Raw genomic sequence first — 16,671 nt, 5'->3', positions numbered from 1 at the left:
ATCCACGCCAACGCACCCCTGAGCAGTGGAGGCAGGCCGCTCCCGAGCCACCCCCGCTCTTCGCGCTCCAATTTCAGAGCATGATGAGCAGACGCGTATTCGGCTTGAGCTTCCTGTTCACCGAACGGCTTTGTACGTATACCTCCAACTTGGGGTTGTTCCCCGCTTTCACGGAGACAGTTCCCCGGACATCCGTACCGAACAAAAGGCTGCGCGCCGCGTCGCCCGTATAAGCGCGGTCGGTGTCCTTCTCGACCACGATGACTTCCTTGTCCTGCTGAACCTGGGCCCGGGCACCCAACTGGTAGTAACACGAACCGCGTTCGTACGTCACGCCCGGATGGGAGTTGACGAAGGGGCGAATCTCGATCTCCTTGTCGACCTTCAGGAGCCGGTACCTGTCGGCCGGAATCGGTTCGAGGTTCGCCCGCACCTCGTCAACCGATATGTCCTGACCGACGGCGAACAGGTTCTTCGTGCCGCGCACTCCCTGCTCTCGCCCACGGAGGAAGCTGGTGGCGGCAGCACGCACGGTGCCGATCGCCTCCTCGACGCCCTTCTGGGAATCCGCGTCCCAGATGGCGATGTTCCCGGCCGGGAAACCGTAGTTCTGCGCGGTCCGCTTGGCCAGGGAGTTCGGAACGAGGATCGCGGAGGTCCAGTGGCCCGGAAGCCCACTCATCTTCGCCGTGATCCTGTCGAGCCAGGGGCCGAGGATGGCCATGTCGCCGTCGTGCCGCCGGTCGCCGCCGGAGGCGTTCTCCTCGCCGTCCGTCACGACGATCTGGAGGAAACTGTGCTCGCCGTATTCCTCCCAGATGTGGCCGAGGTCGTCCAGGGACTTCAGAGAAGCCTCGATGAGGGCCGTAGCCCCATTGTTGACCCGGTACAGCCCCCGCATGGACGGCAGATGCTTCACATCCATGTCCCAGACCAGGTTCTCCACCTTGTGGTCGAAGGAATAGAGGCTGATCCGGGTCTCGTGGCCGAGACTGTCCGACTCTGCCTTCAACCCCGCCACGAACTCGTCGACAACTCGGATGAGTTGACTCTGGTGCGGACGCATCGAACCCGAACAGTCCACTACCAGCGCGACGTGATTCACCTTGTGCTGGATCCTGTTTGCGGACACGCTTCTGCTCCCCCTCCGACGCTCCCCGAGTGACGTCTTCACTTTAGGGCGAGGCACTGACAACGGCGTCTCGCGCCAGGAGCATCGCCGCGAGGGCGCTCCGTCCTGCGACGGCTGATGGGGAGGGGAGGCGCTGTCGGTCCCCCCCCTCCCCATCAGCTCAGCCGTGGGTCAGACTCACGGCTGGAGGGTGGTGGCCAGCGGTTCGGTGCGGTCCGATGGCCGAGCCAGGTCACCCGGGTGGGGAGGTGTGTGACGCCGTGACACATGTCGGCGTTGGACGGGAGCGACGTGTCGAAGCGGCCGGCGAGGTCCACGAGCGTGCAGTCTCCACGCGCCCGGCATCCCCACGATGACAGGTACTCCACGCTTCTCCGTGCGGGCCGCGACTCCCGCCACCCGCGCGCCCATCACGTGAGCCGGACCGCACTCGCCGTCCTCACCCCTTCCCGACCTGAAGGACACCGATGAACGACTCAGCACTCATCACCACCGGCCTGCCGATCGCCCTGGCGGTCATCATGTTCGGCCTCGGACTGTCCCTGACCACCGATGACTTCAGGAGGGTCACCCGGACACCGAAGGCGGTGGTCGTCGCGCTGGTGCTTCAGGTGCTGGTACTCCCACTCGTGGCCTTCGGACTGGTGAAACTGTTCGACCTCGACCCCTTGCTCGCCGTCGGCGTGATGCTGTTGGCCGCTTCCCCCGGCGGGACCACGGCCAACCTGTTCAGCCACCTCTTCCGCGGAGACGTGGCCCTCAACATCACGCTGACCGCGATCAACTCGGTGCTCGCCGCCATCACCATCCCGATCGTCACCAACCTCGCCATCGACCATTTCGACGCCCAGGGCGACCTCGGCCTGCAACTCGGCAAGGTGGTGCAGGTGATCGCGATCGTGCTCATCCCGGTCGGAATCGGCATGGCGGTCCGTCGGCGCTCCGCCGACTTCGCCGCACGCGCCGACCGCCCGGTTCGGATCTTCTCCATCGCCGTGCTGGTCATCGTCTCGGTCGGTGCCCTGCTGGGTGAGCGGGAAAATCTGGCCGACTACACGCAGCAGGTCGGACTGGTGGCCGGCATCTTCTGCCTCGCGAGCCTCACCCTCGGCTACGGCGGTGCCCGGCTGCTCCGTCTTGACAAGCGCCAGGCGATAGCGAGCTCCATGGAGGTAGGGATCCACAACACGACCGTGGCACTCACCATCGCCCTCAGCGTTCTGGACAGCACCGAGGTCGCGATCCCCAGCGCCGTCTACTCGGTCCTCATGTACGTCCTCGCGACCGTCTTCGGCTACGTGATAACCCGGCGGCACTCGGACGCCGAGAGGACTCTGGATCAACCGATCGGTTGAGGGACTCGACGCTTCCAGCCGAGCCGCCGATCCCAGCGCACACTCGTCCGCCGATGACCGTGGTCAGCGGCGGACGAGTGTGGCACTCGGCCGGCCCGAGTACGGACAGCATGAGGTGATCGTGCGGGCCGTGGTGTCGGCGCTGTTCCTCCAGTGCGGTCATCTCCACCGCAGGTGGCCCACGGTCAGCCATGCCCCTGGGGCAGCGTCACCGGACCGGGATCGGCTGCGTGAGGTTCACCGGGTTGCCGTCCGGGTCCTGGATGTGGGCGACGCGCTGTCCCCACGGCATGTCGTTGGGGCCGCCGCTGACCGAGCCGCCCAGCGCCTCCACGCGGCCGAGCGTCTCGTCGATGTCGTCGACTCCGATGCTGAGCAGGATCCGCGACGCCGCCCCGGTCCCCGGGTTCGCCTTGGCGACCAGTCCGAGGTCGGTGTCGCCGATGCGCAAGCCGAGGTAGAAGGCCGGACCTTGCGCCGGTATCCGGAAGATCTCCTCAGCGCCGAACAAGGTCGTGTAGAAGCCGAGCAGAACGTCCTGGTCGGCAGTCACGATCACTGGCTGGATGGTGGACATGGGCACTCCTGACGCGAACGGTCGTATCGCTGGGTAGACCGTGCAAGGACGCTGAACTCATCGGCAGAACCACCTTGCCGGACGATCCACAACCCAGCCTGCCGCCCACGACCGACACCAGCACCCCCGAAACCAGGTCACACCACCTCGCCGGCCGGGCCACCTCAAGCTGGCGGAGATTCAGCGAACAGGCGCCGCGTCCCAGCCCCTCCACGTGGAAGGCGACGCATCATCTGCCGACCGGAGGCCGGGGGCCGGAGCCGTTCCGTCGTTCAGACGGATGTGGTCCTGCACGCTGGGTAGGCGGTCCGCCGGTGTTGGTGTTGGAGGTCGACAACTGCACGCCGGCGGGCAGGCGCTGAAGAACCGGAACGAACAGCGTGCCCCGCCGTCCCGACTGCCGCCCCGATCTCGTCCATCGGCCGCCAGGTCTGCTCACCCGGCCTCGCATACGTTGCGGGCGCTGACTCCGTTCCCCAGCGAGCGTGCGGGCTATGGACCTGGCCGGCGCGATGAGAGTGCGGTCAGCAAGAAGCGGGTCAGCACGGTGAGTTGCTCGCTGCCGAGGGTGAGGCTCAGGTCTCTGTCCGCTGACGCACAGGCGCGTTTGCCGGCCTCGAGCAGGTCGTCCCCCTTGTCGGTGATGTGGAGTTCCGCGGTGTGGCCGCGGCCGGGGAAGCTTCTGCGTTCGACGGCTCCGCGCTCCTCGAGCTGGCGGACGGTGGCCTGTGCGCTCTGGGCCGTCACTTCGGCTCGGCGGGCGAGTTCGCTGTAGGAGATTCCCGGAGGGATTCCTGCTCACCGACCGGCAAATCGACTGGTTCGAGGACCAGTACGCCCAGGCAGCCGACCGATCCGATCCGCGTCTTTCCCCCCTTCTGGGTGAGGTGGACGCGTCGATCGAGCCTGCCTACACGCGACCGGCGGATTCAACCCGCTCCGCGACGAGGGTGAGCGCTACGCGGAAAAACTACGGCAGGCGGGCGCGGAGGTGGTCCTGCGCCGCGAAGCCGACCTCGTCCACGGCTGTCTCAGCTTCTTCGCTCTCGCAACCCGCTTCCGGACTGCGGCACTTGAGGCCGCACAGGCCATCCGCGGCCGTCTGCACACGGCAACCTCCGGCCCGAAGGAGTAGCGCCTCCCCTTTCGGGTGCGCGACGCCGAAGCGCCACCGGAGCCGCCGGTTGGGACCACTCCATCAGAAGGGTCGTCCCAGGCACAGACCGCCGATTCATGGATGAACCGTCCTCTCCCGCCTCTGCGCGGGCGCCCCTACGGTCGAGTCCGCGGGTGCTCACCAGCCCGCCGCAACCAAGGAGCGAGTCCCCCCATGAAGATGACCGGCAATACCATTCTGATCACCGGCGGTACCTCGGGCATCGGCCTCGGTCTGGCCCTGCGCCTGCACGAGGCCGGCAACAAGGTGATCGTCGCCGGCCGGCGCAAGGAACTCCTCGACGAGATCACGGCCGAGCACCCGGGCATCGACGCGCTCGTCCTCGACGTCGCGGACCCCGACTCGATCGCCCGGGCCCGCGAGACCGTGGCGGCGAGCCACCCGGATCTGAACGTCCTGGTCAACAACGCCGGCATCATGCTGCGCGAGAACCTCCTCGACCCGTCCGGACTCCAGGTCGCCGAGGATCAGATCATGATCAATCTGCTCGGCACGATCCGGATGACGTACGCCGTCCTGCCGCTGCTGGTGGGCAAGGACGACGCGGCCGTCATGAACGTCACCTCGTCGTTGGCGTTCGTACCGTTCCCGATCACCCCAACCTACAACGCGACCAAAGCCGCGCTGCACTCCTTCTCCGAGAGCCTGCGCGTCCAGCTCGCCGGTGCGGACGCCGGCGTCCAGGTGATCGAGGTGATCCCGCCGGGCGTGCGCACGACACTGCTGGACCAGCAGGACGACGAGCAGTCCATGCCGTTGGACGACTTCCTCACCGAGACCCTCGACCTGCTGCGCGAGAAGCCCGACGCGAAGGAGCTCGTCGTGGAGCGCGCCAGGTTCCTCCGCGACGCGGTGGCCAACGGCTCCTACGACGACGTCCTCGCCATGCTCAGCGGCCTCTGACCCACCGGCCTGCGGGATTCCTCACCGATCACGTCGTACGGCAAGGAAGCGCCTGCGGCATCGCCCCGCGCCGGGGGGACCTTCCCGGCCGGTCGTCGGACTGGTGGCGACCGGCGCCGTCCGCAGTGCCGACCGGCCCGAGGGCGCCCGTCGCACGACGAAGACCGTCGTGTGGGACGGGCCGAGCGACCAGGCGGGCCCCGGGGCCGGGCCGGAGCGCCGGGCGTCATCGATCGGCGAGCGTTGCCGCGGGCCGTCGATCGGGGAGCGTCGCCTCAGGCCGCCCTCCCTGCCGACGGCCTGCGGCGCACCGCCGACAGTCGGCGCGTTTCCCGAGGTTCGTGCAGGTCAAGCGGTCATCGGGCCGTATCGCTGCGAGGTTCTCGACGGCGGCCGTGTGAGCGGCTTCGCGCGGGCGGGAGGGGACGCTCATCCATGGATCGGCTGTCTCTGGATAGGCGGGCGGGTTGCGGTGAGGATGGGGCCATGGACAAGAGGGAACTGGCGGAATTCCTGCGCCACCGCCGGGAGATGTTGCGGCCCCGCGACGTCGGGCTGGTCGAGGGGCCGCGCAGGCGTACGCAGGGGCTGCGCCGTGAGGAGGTCGCGCAGCTCGCCGGCATGTCCACCGACTACTACGCCCGGCTGGAGCAGCAGCGTGCTCCGCAACCCTCCGTACAGATCACCACCGCGCTCGCCCGGGCGCTGCGGCTGACCCTGGACGAACGCGACCATCTCTTCGTCCTCATCGGCCACAACGCCCCGGCCCGCTTCCACCGCTGCGAACATGTCAGCCCGACGCTGCTGCGGGTCCTGGACCGTCTGGACGACTCCCCGGCCCTGGTGCAGACCGACCTGGTCGAGACCCTCGCGATGAACCCGTTGGCCGTCGCGCTGCTCGGTGACCAGACCCGCCACACCGGTCTGGCCAGTAGCGGCTACTACCGCTGGTTCATGGACCCGGCCGAACGTCTGATGGTTCCCGAGGAGAGTCGCGAACGCCACGGCCGCGCCCAGGCAGCACGCCTGCGGGCCGCACTGACAGCCGGCAGCGACACCCGCCGAGCCGCCCGCATCCTCGCCGAACTCCAGAAGCACAGCCCTGAGTTCGTCCGCATGTGGGAACTTCAGGAGGTCGCCCGACGCTACGACGACTGCAAGACCATCCTCCATCCCGAGCTCGGCCGCATCGACGTCGACGCCCAGCTCCTGTTCACCGAGAACCGCGCCCAGACCCTGGTGGTGCTGACCACTCGCCCCGGCACGGAGAGCCACAGCAAGCTCGATCTGCTCTCCGTCATCGGACACCAACAGCTCACCCCCTGACATCCTGCTGCGGGGCATCACCGCCTCCGAAGGTCGCTGGATGGTCGACTGTCCAGCGACCCCACTTCCGCAGAACCACGGCATGCCACTGCGCGCGATGGCTCCAGCCGCCGGTCGGGGCTGGTGGTGCGTGGTCAACGCGGACGACGTCCATGGGTGACGTCAGCCACCCACCGCTCGTCCGGACGGTGTGCGCATCCACTGGACGTACGCCCGCGACGGCGAGCCGCGTCGGCATGTCCTGACGCTCGTACGAGCGGAACCGTTTCGCCGGGGCGCTGTGTCCTCCTTCGCGGAGAGTGGTTTCCTGCCGCGGAACGCCTGTGAAGGGGGATGGTCATGGGGCAGGTACGCGAGGGCGCACGGCTAGGGGCCTGGGCCGTCGGCGGGGTCATCGGCCTGGCGGTGCTGTACGTGATCGGGGTGTTCGCCTTCGGCGGCGCGGGGTGGATCACCGCCCCGTTCCGCGGTGAGGCGGACCAGCGCGAGAACACCGTCGGCTCGGGCGAGTTCCGTCGGACCACGTACGAGGAGTTCTTCGATCTGTGCGAGGCCGTGCAGAACGCCGAAGGGACGATCCAAGTGCTCCAGGAGGAGCGGAAGGCCGCCTCGCCGACTCGCACGACGCAGATCGACCAGTCGATCACCGCGCTGAAGGCCACACGGATCGAGTCGGTCAACGCCTACAACTCGAAGGCCGCCCAGGAGCACCGCGCGCCCTTCCACGACAAGAAGCTGCCGTACCGGCTGGAGGTCACGGCCGAGCGCACGACGTGCACCGACTGATCCCCCATCGCATCCCGGGAAGAGGGCGGCACCACATGAAACAGTTCGCACGCATGGCCCTGGCCACCGTCATCGCGCTTGTTCTGGGCCTTGCCCTGACCTCCTGCACGGACGACTCCAGCCAGGACAAGGAGAACAAGGCCAAGCAGGACAACTACGACCACCTCGTGGCCCAGCAGCCGGCGGGCCGCATGGAGTACTCGCCGACCCGCGAAGCGATCAACCAGTGGATCAAGACCTGGGGTAAGCGGGGCAAACTCTCGTACGTCTACATCCAGAACGCCAACGGCGAGTACGGGTACTTCGTCATGAAGGGCCTGCCGGTGCCGCGCTGCAAGATGCTCACTCCGACGGAGAGGGTGGAGTCCTCTTCCAACGGCATCGCGGTCCTCGCGCAGCCCGGCATGGACGGTACGTACACGTCGGGTTCCACCTGCAACGCCTACTACGGCTTCGACGCCACGACGGGCGCGTACATGGAGTTCACGGTGGGCACGAACCAGTCGTTCTTCCTGTTCGACAAGCCGATGACGATGCCGGAGTACGCCAGCGCCAAGCAGTTGGGGCCGACGTCGGTGGAGGACGTCGAGAAGCGACCTTGAGCGGTCGGGGCCGACGGGATGAGCGGCAGCGACGAGATCGAGGAGCGCACGACGGTCGAAGTGGCCGGCCGGACACCCCACGGCCGGCCACCGCGGGTCACACCGGCCCGGGCCGGTGGCCCGTGCGAGGGGTCACCAGTCCCGAGTCGTAGGCGAGGATCACCGCCTGCACCCGGTCGCGCAGCCGGAACTTGTCGAGGATGTGAGCGACGTGCGTCTTCACCGTCGTCTCGCCGATCCCCAGCTCGGCGGCGATCTCCGCGTTGGACAGACCGCGGGCCAGGATCCCCAGCACCTCCACTTCGCGCGCGGTCAGAGCGTCCAGGCGCGGCGGAACGGGGGGAGCGGCCTCCAAGGGCATGCCGGCGAAACGCTCAAGCAGGCGCCGGGTGACGCGGGGTGCGAGCACGGCCTCGCCGGCGGCCACCGTACGGATGGCCGCCACCAGGGAGTCGGCCGGGCCGTCCTTGACGAGGAAACTGCTCGCGCCTGCCCGCAGGGCGTCGACCACGTGCTGGTCGAGGTCGAACGTGGTCAGGATGATGACCCGGCTGCGAAGCCCGCCTTCGGCGATCAGACGGGTCGCCTCGACTCCGTCCATCCGCGGCATGCGGATGTCCATGAGCACGACGTCCGGTGCCAGCCGACGGGTCTCCTCGACGGCTTCCTGGCCGTCGGCGGCCTCACCCACGACCTCGATGTCCGGCTCCGCCTCCAGGATGAACCGGAAGCCGGTCCGGATCATCGGCTGGTCGTCAGCCAGCAGGACGCTGATGGGCCGCATGGTGCGCAGTTCCTCCGTTGCTCGCGATGCCGCCGTGGTCGGGCAGCTGAAGCACGGCGTGGACGCAGTATCCGCCGCCGGGCCGTGGGCCGGTGTGCAGAGTGCCGCCTGTCGCGGCGACCCGCTCTCGCATCCCCAGCAGACCATGACCGGAGGTGCCGGCGGGAACCGGGGGGCGTGCCGTGGCCCCACCGGCGTCACCCGGCCCGTCGTCACAGACGCGGATGTGCAGCCGTTCCGGTTCTTCCCCCCACAGCAGGCTGACCCGGGTGCGGGGCGAGCCCGCGTGCTTGACCGTGTTGGTCAGCGCCTCCTGCACGACGCGGTACACCGTCAGGTGGTAACCCGCGGGCAGCGGACCCGGCGTGCCCGACACCTGGTAGTCGACGTCCAGCCCGGTGGCGCGTACGGCGTCGACCAGTGCGGGCAGCGCGTCGATGGTCGGCTGGGGAGGTTCCTTCGACGGCGTCCCCTCCGCGTTCTCGTCGGTGCGCAGCACGTCCAGCAGCCGGCGCAGCTCGTCGACGGTGTCCCGGCCCGTCTGTTCGACGGTGGCGTGCAGCTCGTGCGCCTTGTCGGGAGACCGGTCCTGGACGCGGTCGGCCGCGATGGTCTGCACGACCATGAGGCTCACGTTGTGCGCCACGATGTCGTGCAGCTCACGGGCGATCCGCGCCCGCTCCTCCATCACCGCGGCCCGCGCGTTGGCGACCTGTTCGCGTTCCAGGGCGGCAGCGCGCTGCATGGCCTCGTCCCGCACGACCGTCCGCGCCCGGGACAGCCGGCCCAGGGCCCACGCCGCCAACAGGAGCACGGCATCGGTCAGCAGTGCGGCGAGCCGGTGTCCCGCCGGCGCGAGGAACGCCTCCACCGACGCGCTCAAGGGGATGAACACGGCGGCCACGAAGGTCGTCGCCCGAGCCGCCCGGCGTGCGGCCGTGAGGAACACGGCAGCCGCCACGGCCAGGTAAGTGGGGCCGATCGACGTGCCGTCCGGTCCGGCGAGCTGCGGGATGTAGGAGAGGTGCTGCAGCGTCCCGGCCGCGGCCGCGATCACCAGCAGGCTCGTCAGGGGCACCCTGCGGTGCAGAGCGAGCGGAAGAGTCGACAGCAGCACCAGGACGAGCCACCACTGATCCGGCGGCCGCAGGGTGTGAGCACCGGGCGGGATCGCCTCCGGCAGTGCCAGGCACGCCGCCGCCGTCAGGACGGCCAGCGTCACGTCCGTCACCACGGCCGGCACCTGGTGGCCCGCGAAGGGCCCCGACTCTCTCATGGGGACAACGGTAGAGGCGCCGCTCACGTCCCCCGCCCCTCCCAGGTCTGAACCAGGTGGCCGTTCTTCCTCCTCCCGGCCCCCTCCTTGAGGAGGAGAGGCACCGTCCACGGCGTCCGAGGACGCCGCCCGCCCTCGTCCGGACGGGGGAAGCCGGCTTGGTTCTCACCCGCCGGGCGGAGCGCGCGATTCGACGTGCCGACGGAGGTTCCGGGCGGTGGAGGCCGGTGGACTGGAAGAACCCACCACCGGCCACCGAATCTCGAGGTCCGACCATGCTCGGAGCACGCAGCCGCAAACCGTTCCCCGGCGACCCCATCGGCATCGATCCGTCGCGGAGCGCCGTACGGCTGACCCAGGTCACCAAGGAGTACGGTCGCGGTCCTTCCGCGGTCCTCGCACTCGACGATGTCAGCACCGAAGTCGCCGCCGGCAGCTTCACCGCCGTCATGGGCCCCTCCGGCTCGGGGAAGAGCACCTTCCTGCACTGTGCCGCCGGGCTCGACCGGCCGTCCTGCGGAACCGTCCAGCTGGGCGGACAGGACCTCGGCGAGCTGAGCGAGACGCAGCTCACCCGGTTCCGCCGGACCCGGATCGGGTTCGTCTTCCAGGCGTTCAACCTGCTGCCTTCGCTCACCGTGGAGCAGAACATCACCCTGCCGCTGCGGCTGGCAGGAGCGGGAGCGGACCACGACTCGGTCCGCAGCGTCACGGCCGCGGTGGGTCTCACCGGGCTGCTCGGCCGTCGTCCCTCACAACTCTCCGGTGGGCAGCAGCAGCGTGTCGCCATCGCGCGCGCCCTCATCACTCGCCCCGAAGTGATCTTCGCGGACGAGCCGACCGGCGCTCTCGACCCGGACACGGCCGAGGACGTCCTCGCCCTGCTCCGGCAGGCGGTGACCGACCTGCACCAGACCGTGGTGATGGTCACGCACGACCCGGCCGCCGCTCAACGTACGGACCTGGTCGTCTTCCTGGCCGCGGGACGCGTGGCGCGCCGCTTGGAGGCGCCCTCCGCCGCGCGGGTCAAGAGCGTCATGACCGAGCTGCGGAGGAGCAGCTGATGCTGCGCATCGCCCTCGCCACGCTACGCGTCCGCAGCGGAGCCTTCGCCGCGACGTTCGTCGCCCTCCTGCTGGGCGCGGCGGTGATCAGCGCCTGCGGCGTACTCCTGGAATCCGGGCTGCGTTCGGCCCTGCCGCCCGAGCGGTACGAGAAGGCGCCGGTTGTCGTCGCCGGCCGGCAGTCCGTCGACCTCGACGTGAGATCCGCGGACGGAACCGCCTACCGCAGCTCCCGGCCGCTGCCGGAACGACCGCGGCTCGACGCCTCCCTGGCCCTGGACCTCGCCGCGGTGGACGGTGTCGCCTCCGTGGTGCCCGACCGCGGCGCCACCGTCCGTCTGCTGGACGGGGACCGGGTCGTGACCGGCGCCAACGGAGCCGTACCGCAGGCACACACCTGGAGGAGCCGCGTCCTGGGCGGCTTCCGCCTCGCCGAGGGACACGGCCCCCAGGGCTCCCGCCAGGTCGTCCTGGACACCGATCTCGCGGCCCGGGCCGGGCTCCGCACCGGTGACGACGTACGGCTCATGGCAGCGTCCACCCCGCTCACCTTCGAGGTGGCCGGGCTGGTGTCCCTCGACGACGGTCGCACTCCCCGGCAGTCGGTGCTGTTCGCCTCCGCGGCCGCGATGAAGCGGCTGGTTCCCCGGTTCGATGCGTCCGTCGACGCCTTCGGCGTGTTCACCGCGCCCGGTGTCCCCTCCGCAGAGGTGACGGCCGGTGTCGAACGGGTGCTGGCCGGGCATCACGCGGCCGTGTACACGGGCGACGGACGTGGCGAGGCGGAGTTCACCGACATCGCGGTCGGCGCGGCCAACCTGGTGGAACTCGTCACCGCGGTCGGCGGCAACGTCCTGCTCGTGGCCGTGTTCGTGCTGTGCGCCACCACGTCCCTCGCCGTCCGCCACCGTCGCCGCGAGATGGCCCTGCTGCGCGCTGTCGGCGCCACTCCGGGGCAGCTGCGCCGGATGATCACGGCGGAGTCCGCGACGGCCGGCCTGGTGGCCGGAGTGCTCGGCTGTCCCCTCGGTGTCGGTGTCGTGTACTGGCTGAGCGGGCAGTTCGCCGGACGCGGCCTGGTGCCGCCGGACTTTTGGCCGGTCATCGGCCCGCTCCCGTTCCTCGCCGCCGTGGGCGCCACCGTCCTGACCGCGGTGACCGCGGCCTTCGTCGCGGCCCGGGCGGCGGCCCGCGTCCGTCCCACGGAGGCGCTGCGCGAGGCGTCGGCCGAGCCCGCGCGCCTCGGCCGAGGGCGTCTGGTGACCGGCGGTCTCCTGCTCGCCCTGGCCGTGTCCGTGCTGGGCCTGGGGTTCGGTTACCGCACCGACTTCATGACCCTGGTCGGACTGGCGAACTCGCTCGTCCTGCTGCTCGTCATCGCCGCCGCGGTCCTCGGCCCGCTGATCACCCGCGCCGCCACGGCCCTGCTGGCTCCGCTGCTCGTCCGGACCGGCGTCACCGGCTGGCTCGCGGCGGCCCATTCCCACGCCCGTGCCGCCCGGACCGCGGCCGCCGTCACCCCGCTCCTTCTGGCGGTGTCCTTCGCCGCGACGGTCGTCTTCACCCAGACGACCCAGCTGAGCCAGGCCGCCGACGAGATCCGTTCCGGCACGGTGGCCGACCAGGTGTTGACCGCCCCCGCCGGTGTGTCCCCGGACCTCGCTGAGCGGGCCGCCGAACTGCCCGGGGTGAGGGCTGCCACCGGTGTGGTCCGCTCCAAGGCGGTCGGCGTGGGCTCGCTGCTCGGCACGGAGGAGGCCGTCTCCCTGACCGCGCAGGGCCTGGAACCGTCCGCCCTGTCCGCCACCGTCGACCTGGACGCCGGCGAGGGGGACCTGTCCGCCCTGGCTCCGGACACCGTCGCCCTCAGCACGACGGCGGCCTCGTGGCTGGGGCTCGGCGTCGGAGACCGGGCGCGTCTGTACTTCGGGGACGGCGTGCCCTTCACCGGCGAGGTGATCGCCGTGTACGGCCGGGGGCTCGGCTTCGCCGACCTCACCTTCGACCACGACCTGCTCCTGTCCCACACCACCGCCGGTGTCGACCAGTCGGTGCTGATCCGCTCGGCGGCCGGCACCGCACCCGGGCTTTCCGCCCTGGCACGCGACTACCCGGGCACCGCCCTGAGCGGAGCCGTGGCGGTCGACGCCCAGGTGGCGGAACAGCGGGCGACCGCGTGGGTGAACTACGTGGTGGTCGGCGTCGTCATCGCCTACACCGCTCTCACCGTCGTCAACACGCAGGCGATGAACACCGCCACCCGCCGCCGGGAGTTCGCGCTGCTGAGACTGACCGGCAGCAGCCGGTCGCAGGTGCTGGGGATGGTGCGGTGGGAGAGCTTCACCGTGGCGGCCGTCGGAGGAGTCCTCGGAACGCTGCTGTCGGTGCCGCCCTTGGCACTGGTCGCCCTGGCACTGACCGGTGAGGTGATACCGACGGTGCCGGTCCTGGGCTGGCTCACGATCGTCGGATCGACGGCGTTGCTGGCGGTGGCCGGGGCGATGCTGCCCACCCGGCTGATGCTCCGGGGGCGTCCGGTGGACGCCATCGGGACGAAGGAATGACGACGAGGGAACGACGAGGACGGAGGAGGGACGAGGAGGGTGAAGGGACGGGGGAGCGATGAGGGGCGCCCCGGAGAGAGCTCGCGGACGCGCTCACCGGCGGGCCGGGCAGCGCACGCGGGCGACGCGCGTCCCGCCAGCGGAGGGGTGCGCGCGCGGACCGGGTCAGTCGACGACGGTGTCCCGTACCGAGGCGAACCGCTGCTGGAGGGCGGACAGACCGCTGCCGTACAGCTCCCGGACCAGAGCCTGGGCGCCGGCGGAGTCCACCGAGTCCTCCACGGAGTCGGCCCACCACTCGACGAACTCCTCGCCGGTGTCGGTGACGGGAGTCACGCGCAGGGTCGAGACGCTGCGGCGCACCGGGAAGGGGTGCTCGACGAGTTCGTAGGTGAAGGTGCGGGCGGTGTCGTCCAGAGCGGTCAGACGCTCGGTCACCACGGTGATGCCGTCCGCGAACCGCAGCTGTCGCAGGGAGCCGACCGTGGCCGGTCCGCCCTCCTTGAGGACGCTGGACTCGATGGCCGGGTGCCAGGCGTCCACGGCGTCGAAGGGACGGACGGCCCGCCAGACGGCGTCCGCGCCGGCGGGGACGACGGCGCTGGTGAAGGTGTGTGCCATGAAGGTGCTCCTGGTGTGCGATGACGGTTCGTCAGGAGGTGGGCAGGGGGAGAGGGCTCGTACCGTGTGTCAGACGGTCACGTCGTCGATCAGCCGCCGGGTGAGCGCGGCAAGACGGTCGAGGTAGTCGGCGTCGAGCGCCGCGGGGTAGGGGTGTTCCGGGGCCAGGCGGTACTCGACCGACACGACGGCCGCCCGCAGTGGTCGGCGGCCGCAGGTGAGCAACCTGGTGGTCGCCCCGCTCTTCACCGCCCGGCTGGAGGGGCTGGCCGGCCTGGACATCGAGACCGCGGAACTGCGGCTCCTCGGTCAGGTCGCGGGCCGTCACGTGGTGACGACCGCGCAGGGAGCGACGAGTACGGCGGGTGTGTACGCGGCGGGCAACGTGACGAGCCTCACGGAGACCGTCATCGGCTCGGCCGCCGCCGGGCTCAGGGCGGCAGCCGCCCTCAACCTGGATCTCATCACCGAGGACACCCGGCGAGCGGTCGAGGCGGCCGCGCCCGGCGTGTGACACGGGCGCTCCGGACGATGCCGTGACGGCGGGTGAAGACCGTTCGGGGAGGAGCCGGGCCGGGTCTCACCGTGTGCCGTCCGCGCCCGGCCGCCGTGGGCCCCCGGGCCGCCCGCCCTGCTCCACCAGCCGTCGGACGCCGCGCACACCGGACGGCCATCGCCCGCGCGGTCGTGGACGCGTCCATCCCGCTGAGTGCCGCGTCGACGCCGTCCGGTGTCCGCAGCAGACGGTGAACGTGGCCGTCAGGACCCGGATCCGGAGCCGATGCCCGCCGGCCCGCACCGGCCTGCACCGCACACCCGGAGCCGGGCGAGGTCCTCGCTGGCGGCCGGCTTCTGTCCGTCGGACGTCGGACGGGCCGGCCCGGGTGCGTCAGCCATCGGCGGGTCGCGGGTCGGTGGGCTGCGGCGAAGCGAAGGACGCCATCTCCCCAGGGGTGCGCGGGCCGTCGGCGGTGTCGGCCAACAGGCCCTGCGCGCGCAGCAGTCGGGCCACCGCGACGCCCCACGGCAGCCGCAGCCCCGCCTGGTGGAGGAGATCGGTGCGGGCCAGCATCGCGGGCGCGGGTCCTGTGCGTACTCCGGAAGGGGTGAGGAGCGCGGCGTCGTCGGCCCAGCGCAGGGCGAGATCGACGTCGTGGGTGGCCATGACCACGGTGGTGCCGCGCGCGCGGAGCCCGTCGAGGGTGGCGAGCAGCCGCTCTTGGCCGTCCGGGTCGAGTCCCGCGGTCGGCTCGTCGAGGATCAGCACGCGAGGTCGCATCGCGACCGCCCCCGCGATCGCGGTCCGCTTGCGCTGCCCGTACGACAGCAGGTGCGTGGGCCGGTCGGCCAGTGCGGTGATGTCCAGGGCGGCGAGCGCTTCGTCGACCCGCGCCCGTACCTCGGTGTCGGGCAGGCCGAGGTTCAGCGGCCCGAAGGAGACGTCCTGGGAGACGGACGCGGCGAAGAGCTGGTCGTCGGGGTCCTGGACGACCAGCTGGACGGTTGTCCGAAGCCGGGTCAGCCCCTTGCGGTCGTACGTCACCGCCTTCCCCTCGACGGTCAACCGGCCGCCACCGGGCCGGAGTCCGCCGCTGAGCAGCCGCATCAGCGTGGTCTTTCCGCTGCCGTTGCGGCCCAGCAACGCGAGCGCGCGCCCCTCGCACACGTCGAAGTCGAGGCCGCTGAGCACGGCGGGGCCGTCCTCGTAGGCGTAGGACGCGCCCCGCAGGGCGACCAGGGCGGTGGGCTCGCTCATGGCAACGCCCTTTCCAGTACGAGGGTGAGGGCGGCCACCGCTGCGAGGAGCGCGCAGCTCGCGGCCGTGAAGCGGACGGAGACGCGGGCCTCGGGCACGAGGACGCGCAGCGTGCCGTCGTAGCCGCGCCCCGCGAGCCCGGCCTGGAGTCGCGTGGCGTGGTCGAAGGCGCGGACGAAGGCGGTGGCCCCGAGCCCGGCCAGGGAGCGCCAGGTGGCGGCCCGGGTGGTCTGCCCGAGCCGGGCGGCCTGGGCGTCCCGGATGCGCCGCACGGAGTCCAGGAGCAGGAAGCTCATGCGGTACGTCACCAGGGCCACGTCCACGACCGGTGCGGGCACCCCGGCCCGCACCAGGCGCGGCAGCAGGTCGGACATCGGCGTGGTGAAGGCGAACAGCAGCACGCCCAGGGAGGCGGCCGAGGTGCGCAGCAGCAGCTCCCCGGCCCGCAGCGGACCGTCGCCGGCCAGGGACACGAAACCCTGCGGCCCGCCGACCTGGACGAGCAGGGGTGCCGCGCCGGTCACGCAGAAGCCCAGCGGTACCCGGTAGGCACGCCACAGTCTGCGGCCGGGCACGCCCGCCGGGCCCAGCAGTACGGCGAGGGCGACGAGGAGGACGAGTGCGGCGCCGGGCCAGGGCGGCAGCGAGATCGCGAGCACGGTGAGCCCGAGTCCGAGCACGGCCTTGTCCACGGGATGGCGGCGGCGCCAGCGACTGCTGTGCGCCGCCGCGTCGATCGGCAGCACGA

Annotated in this window: 16 protein-coding genes and 2 pseudogenes; 9 read left to right on the top strand and 9 right to left on the bottom strand. The window is 70.8% G+C overall.

Annotation, left to right across the window (positions count from 1 at the left end):
- Positions 1 to 73: 73 nt before the first annotated feature.
- Entirely contained in the window at positions 74 to 1,132 is a 1,059-nt protein-coding gene (locus QQS16_RS02805; protein WP_286060012.1) for a vWA domain-containing protein, read from the bottom strand.
- Positions 1,133 to 1,599: 467 nt separating this feature from the next.
- Between QQS16_RS02805 and QQS16_RS02800 the strand changes: the two genes are divergently transcribed.
- On the top strand, positions 1,600 to 2,487 hold the full coding sequence (locus tag QQS16_RS02800; RefSeq protein WP_286060011.1) for a bile acid:sodium symporter family protein: 888 nt from the start codon (positions 1,600 to 1,602) through the stop codon (positions 2,485 to 2,487).
- A 208-nt stretch (positions 2,488 to 2,695) separates the two neighbouring features.
- Here the strand turns inward: QQS16_RS02800 and QQS16_RS02795 are convergent, their stop codons facing one another.
- Together QQS16_RS02795 and QQS16_RS02790 are read right to left on the bottom strand one after the other, a co-directional pair.
- Positions 2,696 to 3,064 (bottom strand): VOC family protein, encoded by a 369-nt coding sequence (locus QQS16_RS02795; RefSeq protein WP_286060010.1) that lies wholly within the window; start codon positions 3,062 to 3,064, stop codon positions 2,696 to 2,698.
- Positions 3,065 to 3,556: 492 nt separating this feature from the next.
- Positions 3,557 to 3,844 carry a winged helix DNA-binding protein gene (locus QQS16_RS02790; RefSeq protein WP_353479721.1) on the bottom strand — a complete coding sequence of 96 codons (288 nt, stop codon included), beginning with the start codon at positions 3,842 to 3,844 and terminating at the stop codon, positions 3,557 to 3,559.
- Between the two features lie 142 nt (positions 3,845 to 3,986).
- Here QQS16_RS02790 and QQS16_RS43440 point away from each other — a divergent pair.
- From QQS16_RS43440 to QQS16_RS02770, 5 genes and pseudogenes are all read left to right on the top strand, one after another.
- A pseudogene (locus QQS16_RS43440) lies at positions 3,987 to 4,199 on the top strand (alpha/beta hydrolase fold domain-containing protein); the annotation flags it as partial.
- A 195-nt stretch (positions 4,200 to 4,394) separates the two neighbouring features.
- Positions 4,395 to 5,144 (top strand): SDR family oxidoreductase, encoded by a 750-nt coding sequence (locus QQS16_RS02785; RefSeq protein WP_286060008.1) that lies wholly within the window; start codon positions 4,395 to 4,397, stop codon positions 5,142 to 5,144.
- Positions 5,145 to 5,630: 486 nt separating this feature from the next.
- Positions 5,631 to 6,470 (top strand): helix-turn-helix transcriptional regulator, encoded by an 840-nt coding sequence (locus QQS16_RS02780; protein ID WP_286060007.1) that lies wholly within the window; start codon positions 5,631 to 5,633, stop codon positions 6,468 to 6,470.
- A 333-nt stretch (positions 6,471 to 6,803) separates the two neighbouring features.
- The gene (locus tag QQS16_RS02775) at positions 6,804 to 7,256 is read left to right on the top strand and encodes a hypothetical protein (protein ID WP_502963749.1); all 453 of its coding nucleotides are present in this window, start codon (positions 6,804 to 6,806) and stop codon (positions 7,254 to 7,256) included.
- Positions 7,257 to 7,291: 35 nt separating this feature from the next.
- Positions 7,292 to 7,858, top strand: coding sequence for a hypothetical protein (locus QQS16_RS02770; protein WP_286060005.1), 567 nt, complete (start codon positions 7,292 to 7,294; stop codon positions 7,856 to 7,858).
- 97 nt (positions 7,859 to 7,955) lie between these two features.
- Here QQS16_RS02770 and QQS16_RS02765 read toward each other — a convergent pair whose 3' ends face one another.
- Together QQS16_RS02765 and QQS16_RS02760 are read right to left on the bottom strand one after the other, a co-directional pair.
- Positions 7,956 to 8,642 carry a response regulator gene (locus QQS16_RS02765; RefSeq protein ID WP_286060004.1) on the bottom strand — a complete coding sequence of 229 codons (687 nt, stop codon included), beginning with the start codon at positions 8,640 to 8,642 and terminating at the stop codon, positions 7,956 to 7,958.
- A complete protein-coding gene (locus tag QQS16_RS02760) occupies positions 8,614 to 9,918 on the bottom strand; it encodes a sensor histidine kinase (protein WP_286060003.1) in 1,305 nt (434 codons plus the stop codon). Before QQS16_RS02760 ends, QQS16_RS02765 begins: the two co-directional genes overlap by 29 nt.
- 275 nt (positions 9,919 to 10,193) lie before the next feature.
- On the opposite strand from QQS16_RS02760, the gene QQS16_RS02755 reads away from it, so the two are divergent.
- Positions 10,194 to 10,982: an ABC transporter ATP-binding protein gene (locus QQS16_RS02755; protein ID WP_286060002.1), complete on the top strand. Its 789-nt coding sequence runs from the start codon at positions 10,194 to 10,196 to the stop codon at positions 10,980 to 10,982.
- Complete coding sequence (locus tag QQS16_RS02750) at positions 10,982 to 13,546, top strand: FtsX-like permease family protein (protein WP_286060001.1); 2,565 nt, start codon at positions 10,982 to 10,984, stop codon at positions 13,544 to 13,546. The genes QQS16_RS02755 and QQS16_RS02750 overlap by 1 nt, the downstream gene beginning before the upstream one ends.
- A gap of 165 nt (positions 13,547 to 13,711) precedes the next feature.
- On the opposite strand, the gene QQS16_RS02745 is transcribed toward QQS16_RS02750, so the two are convergent.
- Both QQS16_RS02745 and QQS16_RS43845 read right to left on the bottom strand, forming a co-directional pair.
- The gene (locus QQS16_RS02745) at positions 13,712 to 14,167 is read right to left on the bottom strand and encodes an SRPBCC family protein (RefSeq protein WP_286060000.1); all 456 of its coding nucleotides are present in this window, start codon (positions 14,165 to 14,167) and stop codon (positions 13,712 to 13,714) included.
- A gap of 123 nt (positions 14,168 to 14,290) precedes the next feature.
- Positions 14,291 to 14,374 (bottom strand): annotated as a pseudogene (locus QQS16_RS43845) (alpha/beta hydrolase fold domain-containing protein); the annotation flags it as partial.
- Between the two features lie 10 nt (positions 14,375 to 14,384).
- On the opposite strand from QQS16_RS43845, the gene QQS16_RS02735 reads away from it, so the two are divergent.
- Positions 14,385 to 14,681 carry a hypothetical protein gene (locus tag QQS16_RS02735; protein ID WP_286066566.1) on the top strand — a complete coding sequence of 99 codons (297 nt, stop codon included), beginning with the start codon at positions 14,385 to 14,387 and terminating at the stop codon, positions 14,679 to 14,681.
- Between the two features lie 375 nt (positions 14,682 to 15,056).
- On the opposite strand, the gene QQS16_RS02730 is transcribed toward QQS16_RS02735, so the two are convergent.
- Both QQS16_RS02730 and cbiQ read right to left on the bottom strand, forming a co-directional pair.
- Positions 15,057 to 15,923 (bottom strand): ATP-binding cassette domain-containing protein, encoded by an 867-nt coding sequence (locus QQS16_RS02730; protein ID WP_286059998.1) that lies wholly within the window; start codon positions 15,921 to 15,923, stop codon positions 15,057 to 15,059.
- Complete coding sequence (gene cbiQ / locus QQS16_RS02725; protein WP_286059997.1) at positions 15,920 to 16,669, bottom strand: cobalt ECF transporter T component CbiQ; 750 nt, start codon at positions 16,667 to 16,669, stop codon at positions 15,920 to 15,922. The genes QQS16_RS02730 and cbiQ overlap by 4 nt, the downstream gene beginning before the upstream one ends.
- Positions 16,670 to 16,671: the final 2 nt, after the last annotated feature.

This window comes from Streptomyces sp. ALI-76-A, assembly GCF_030287445.1.
In the GTDB taxonomy this organism is placed as follows: domain Bacteria; phylum Actinomycetota; class Actinomycetes; order Streptomycetales; family Streptomycetaceae; genus Streptomyces.
This window is presented reverse-complemented; position numbering and strand designations above follow the sequence as displayed.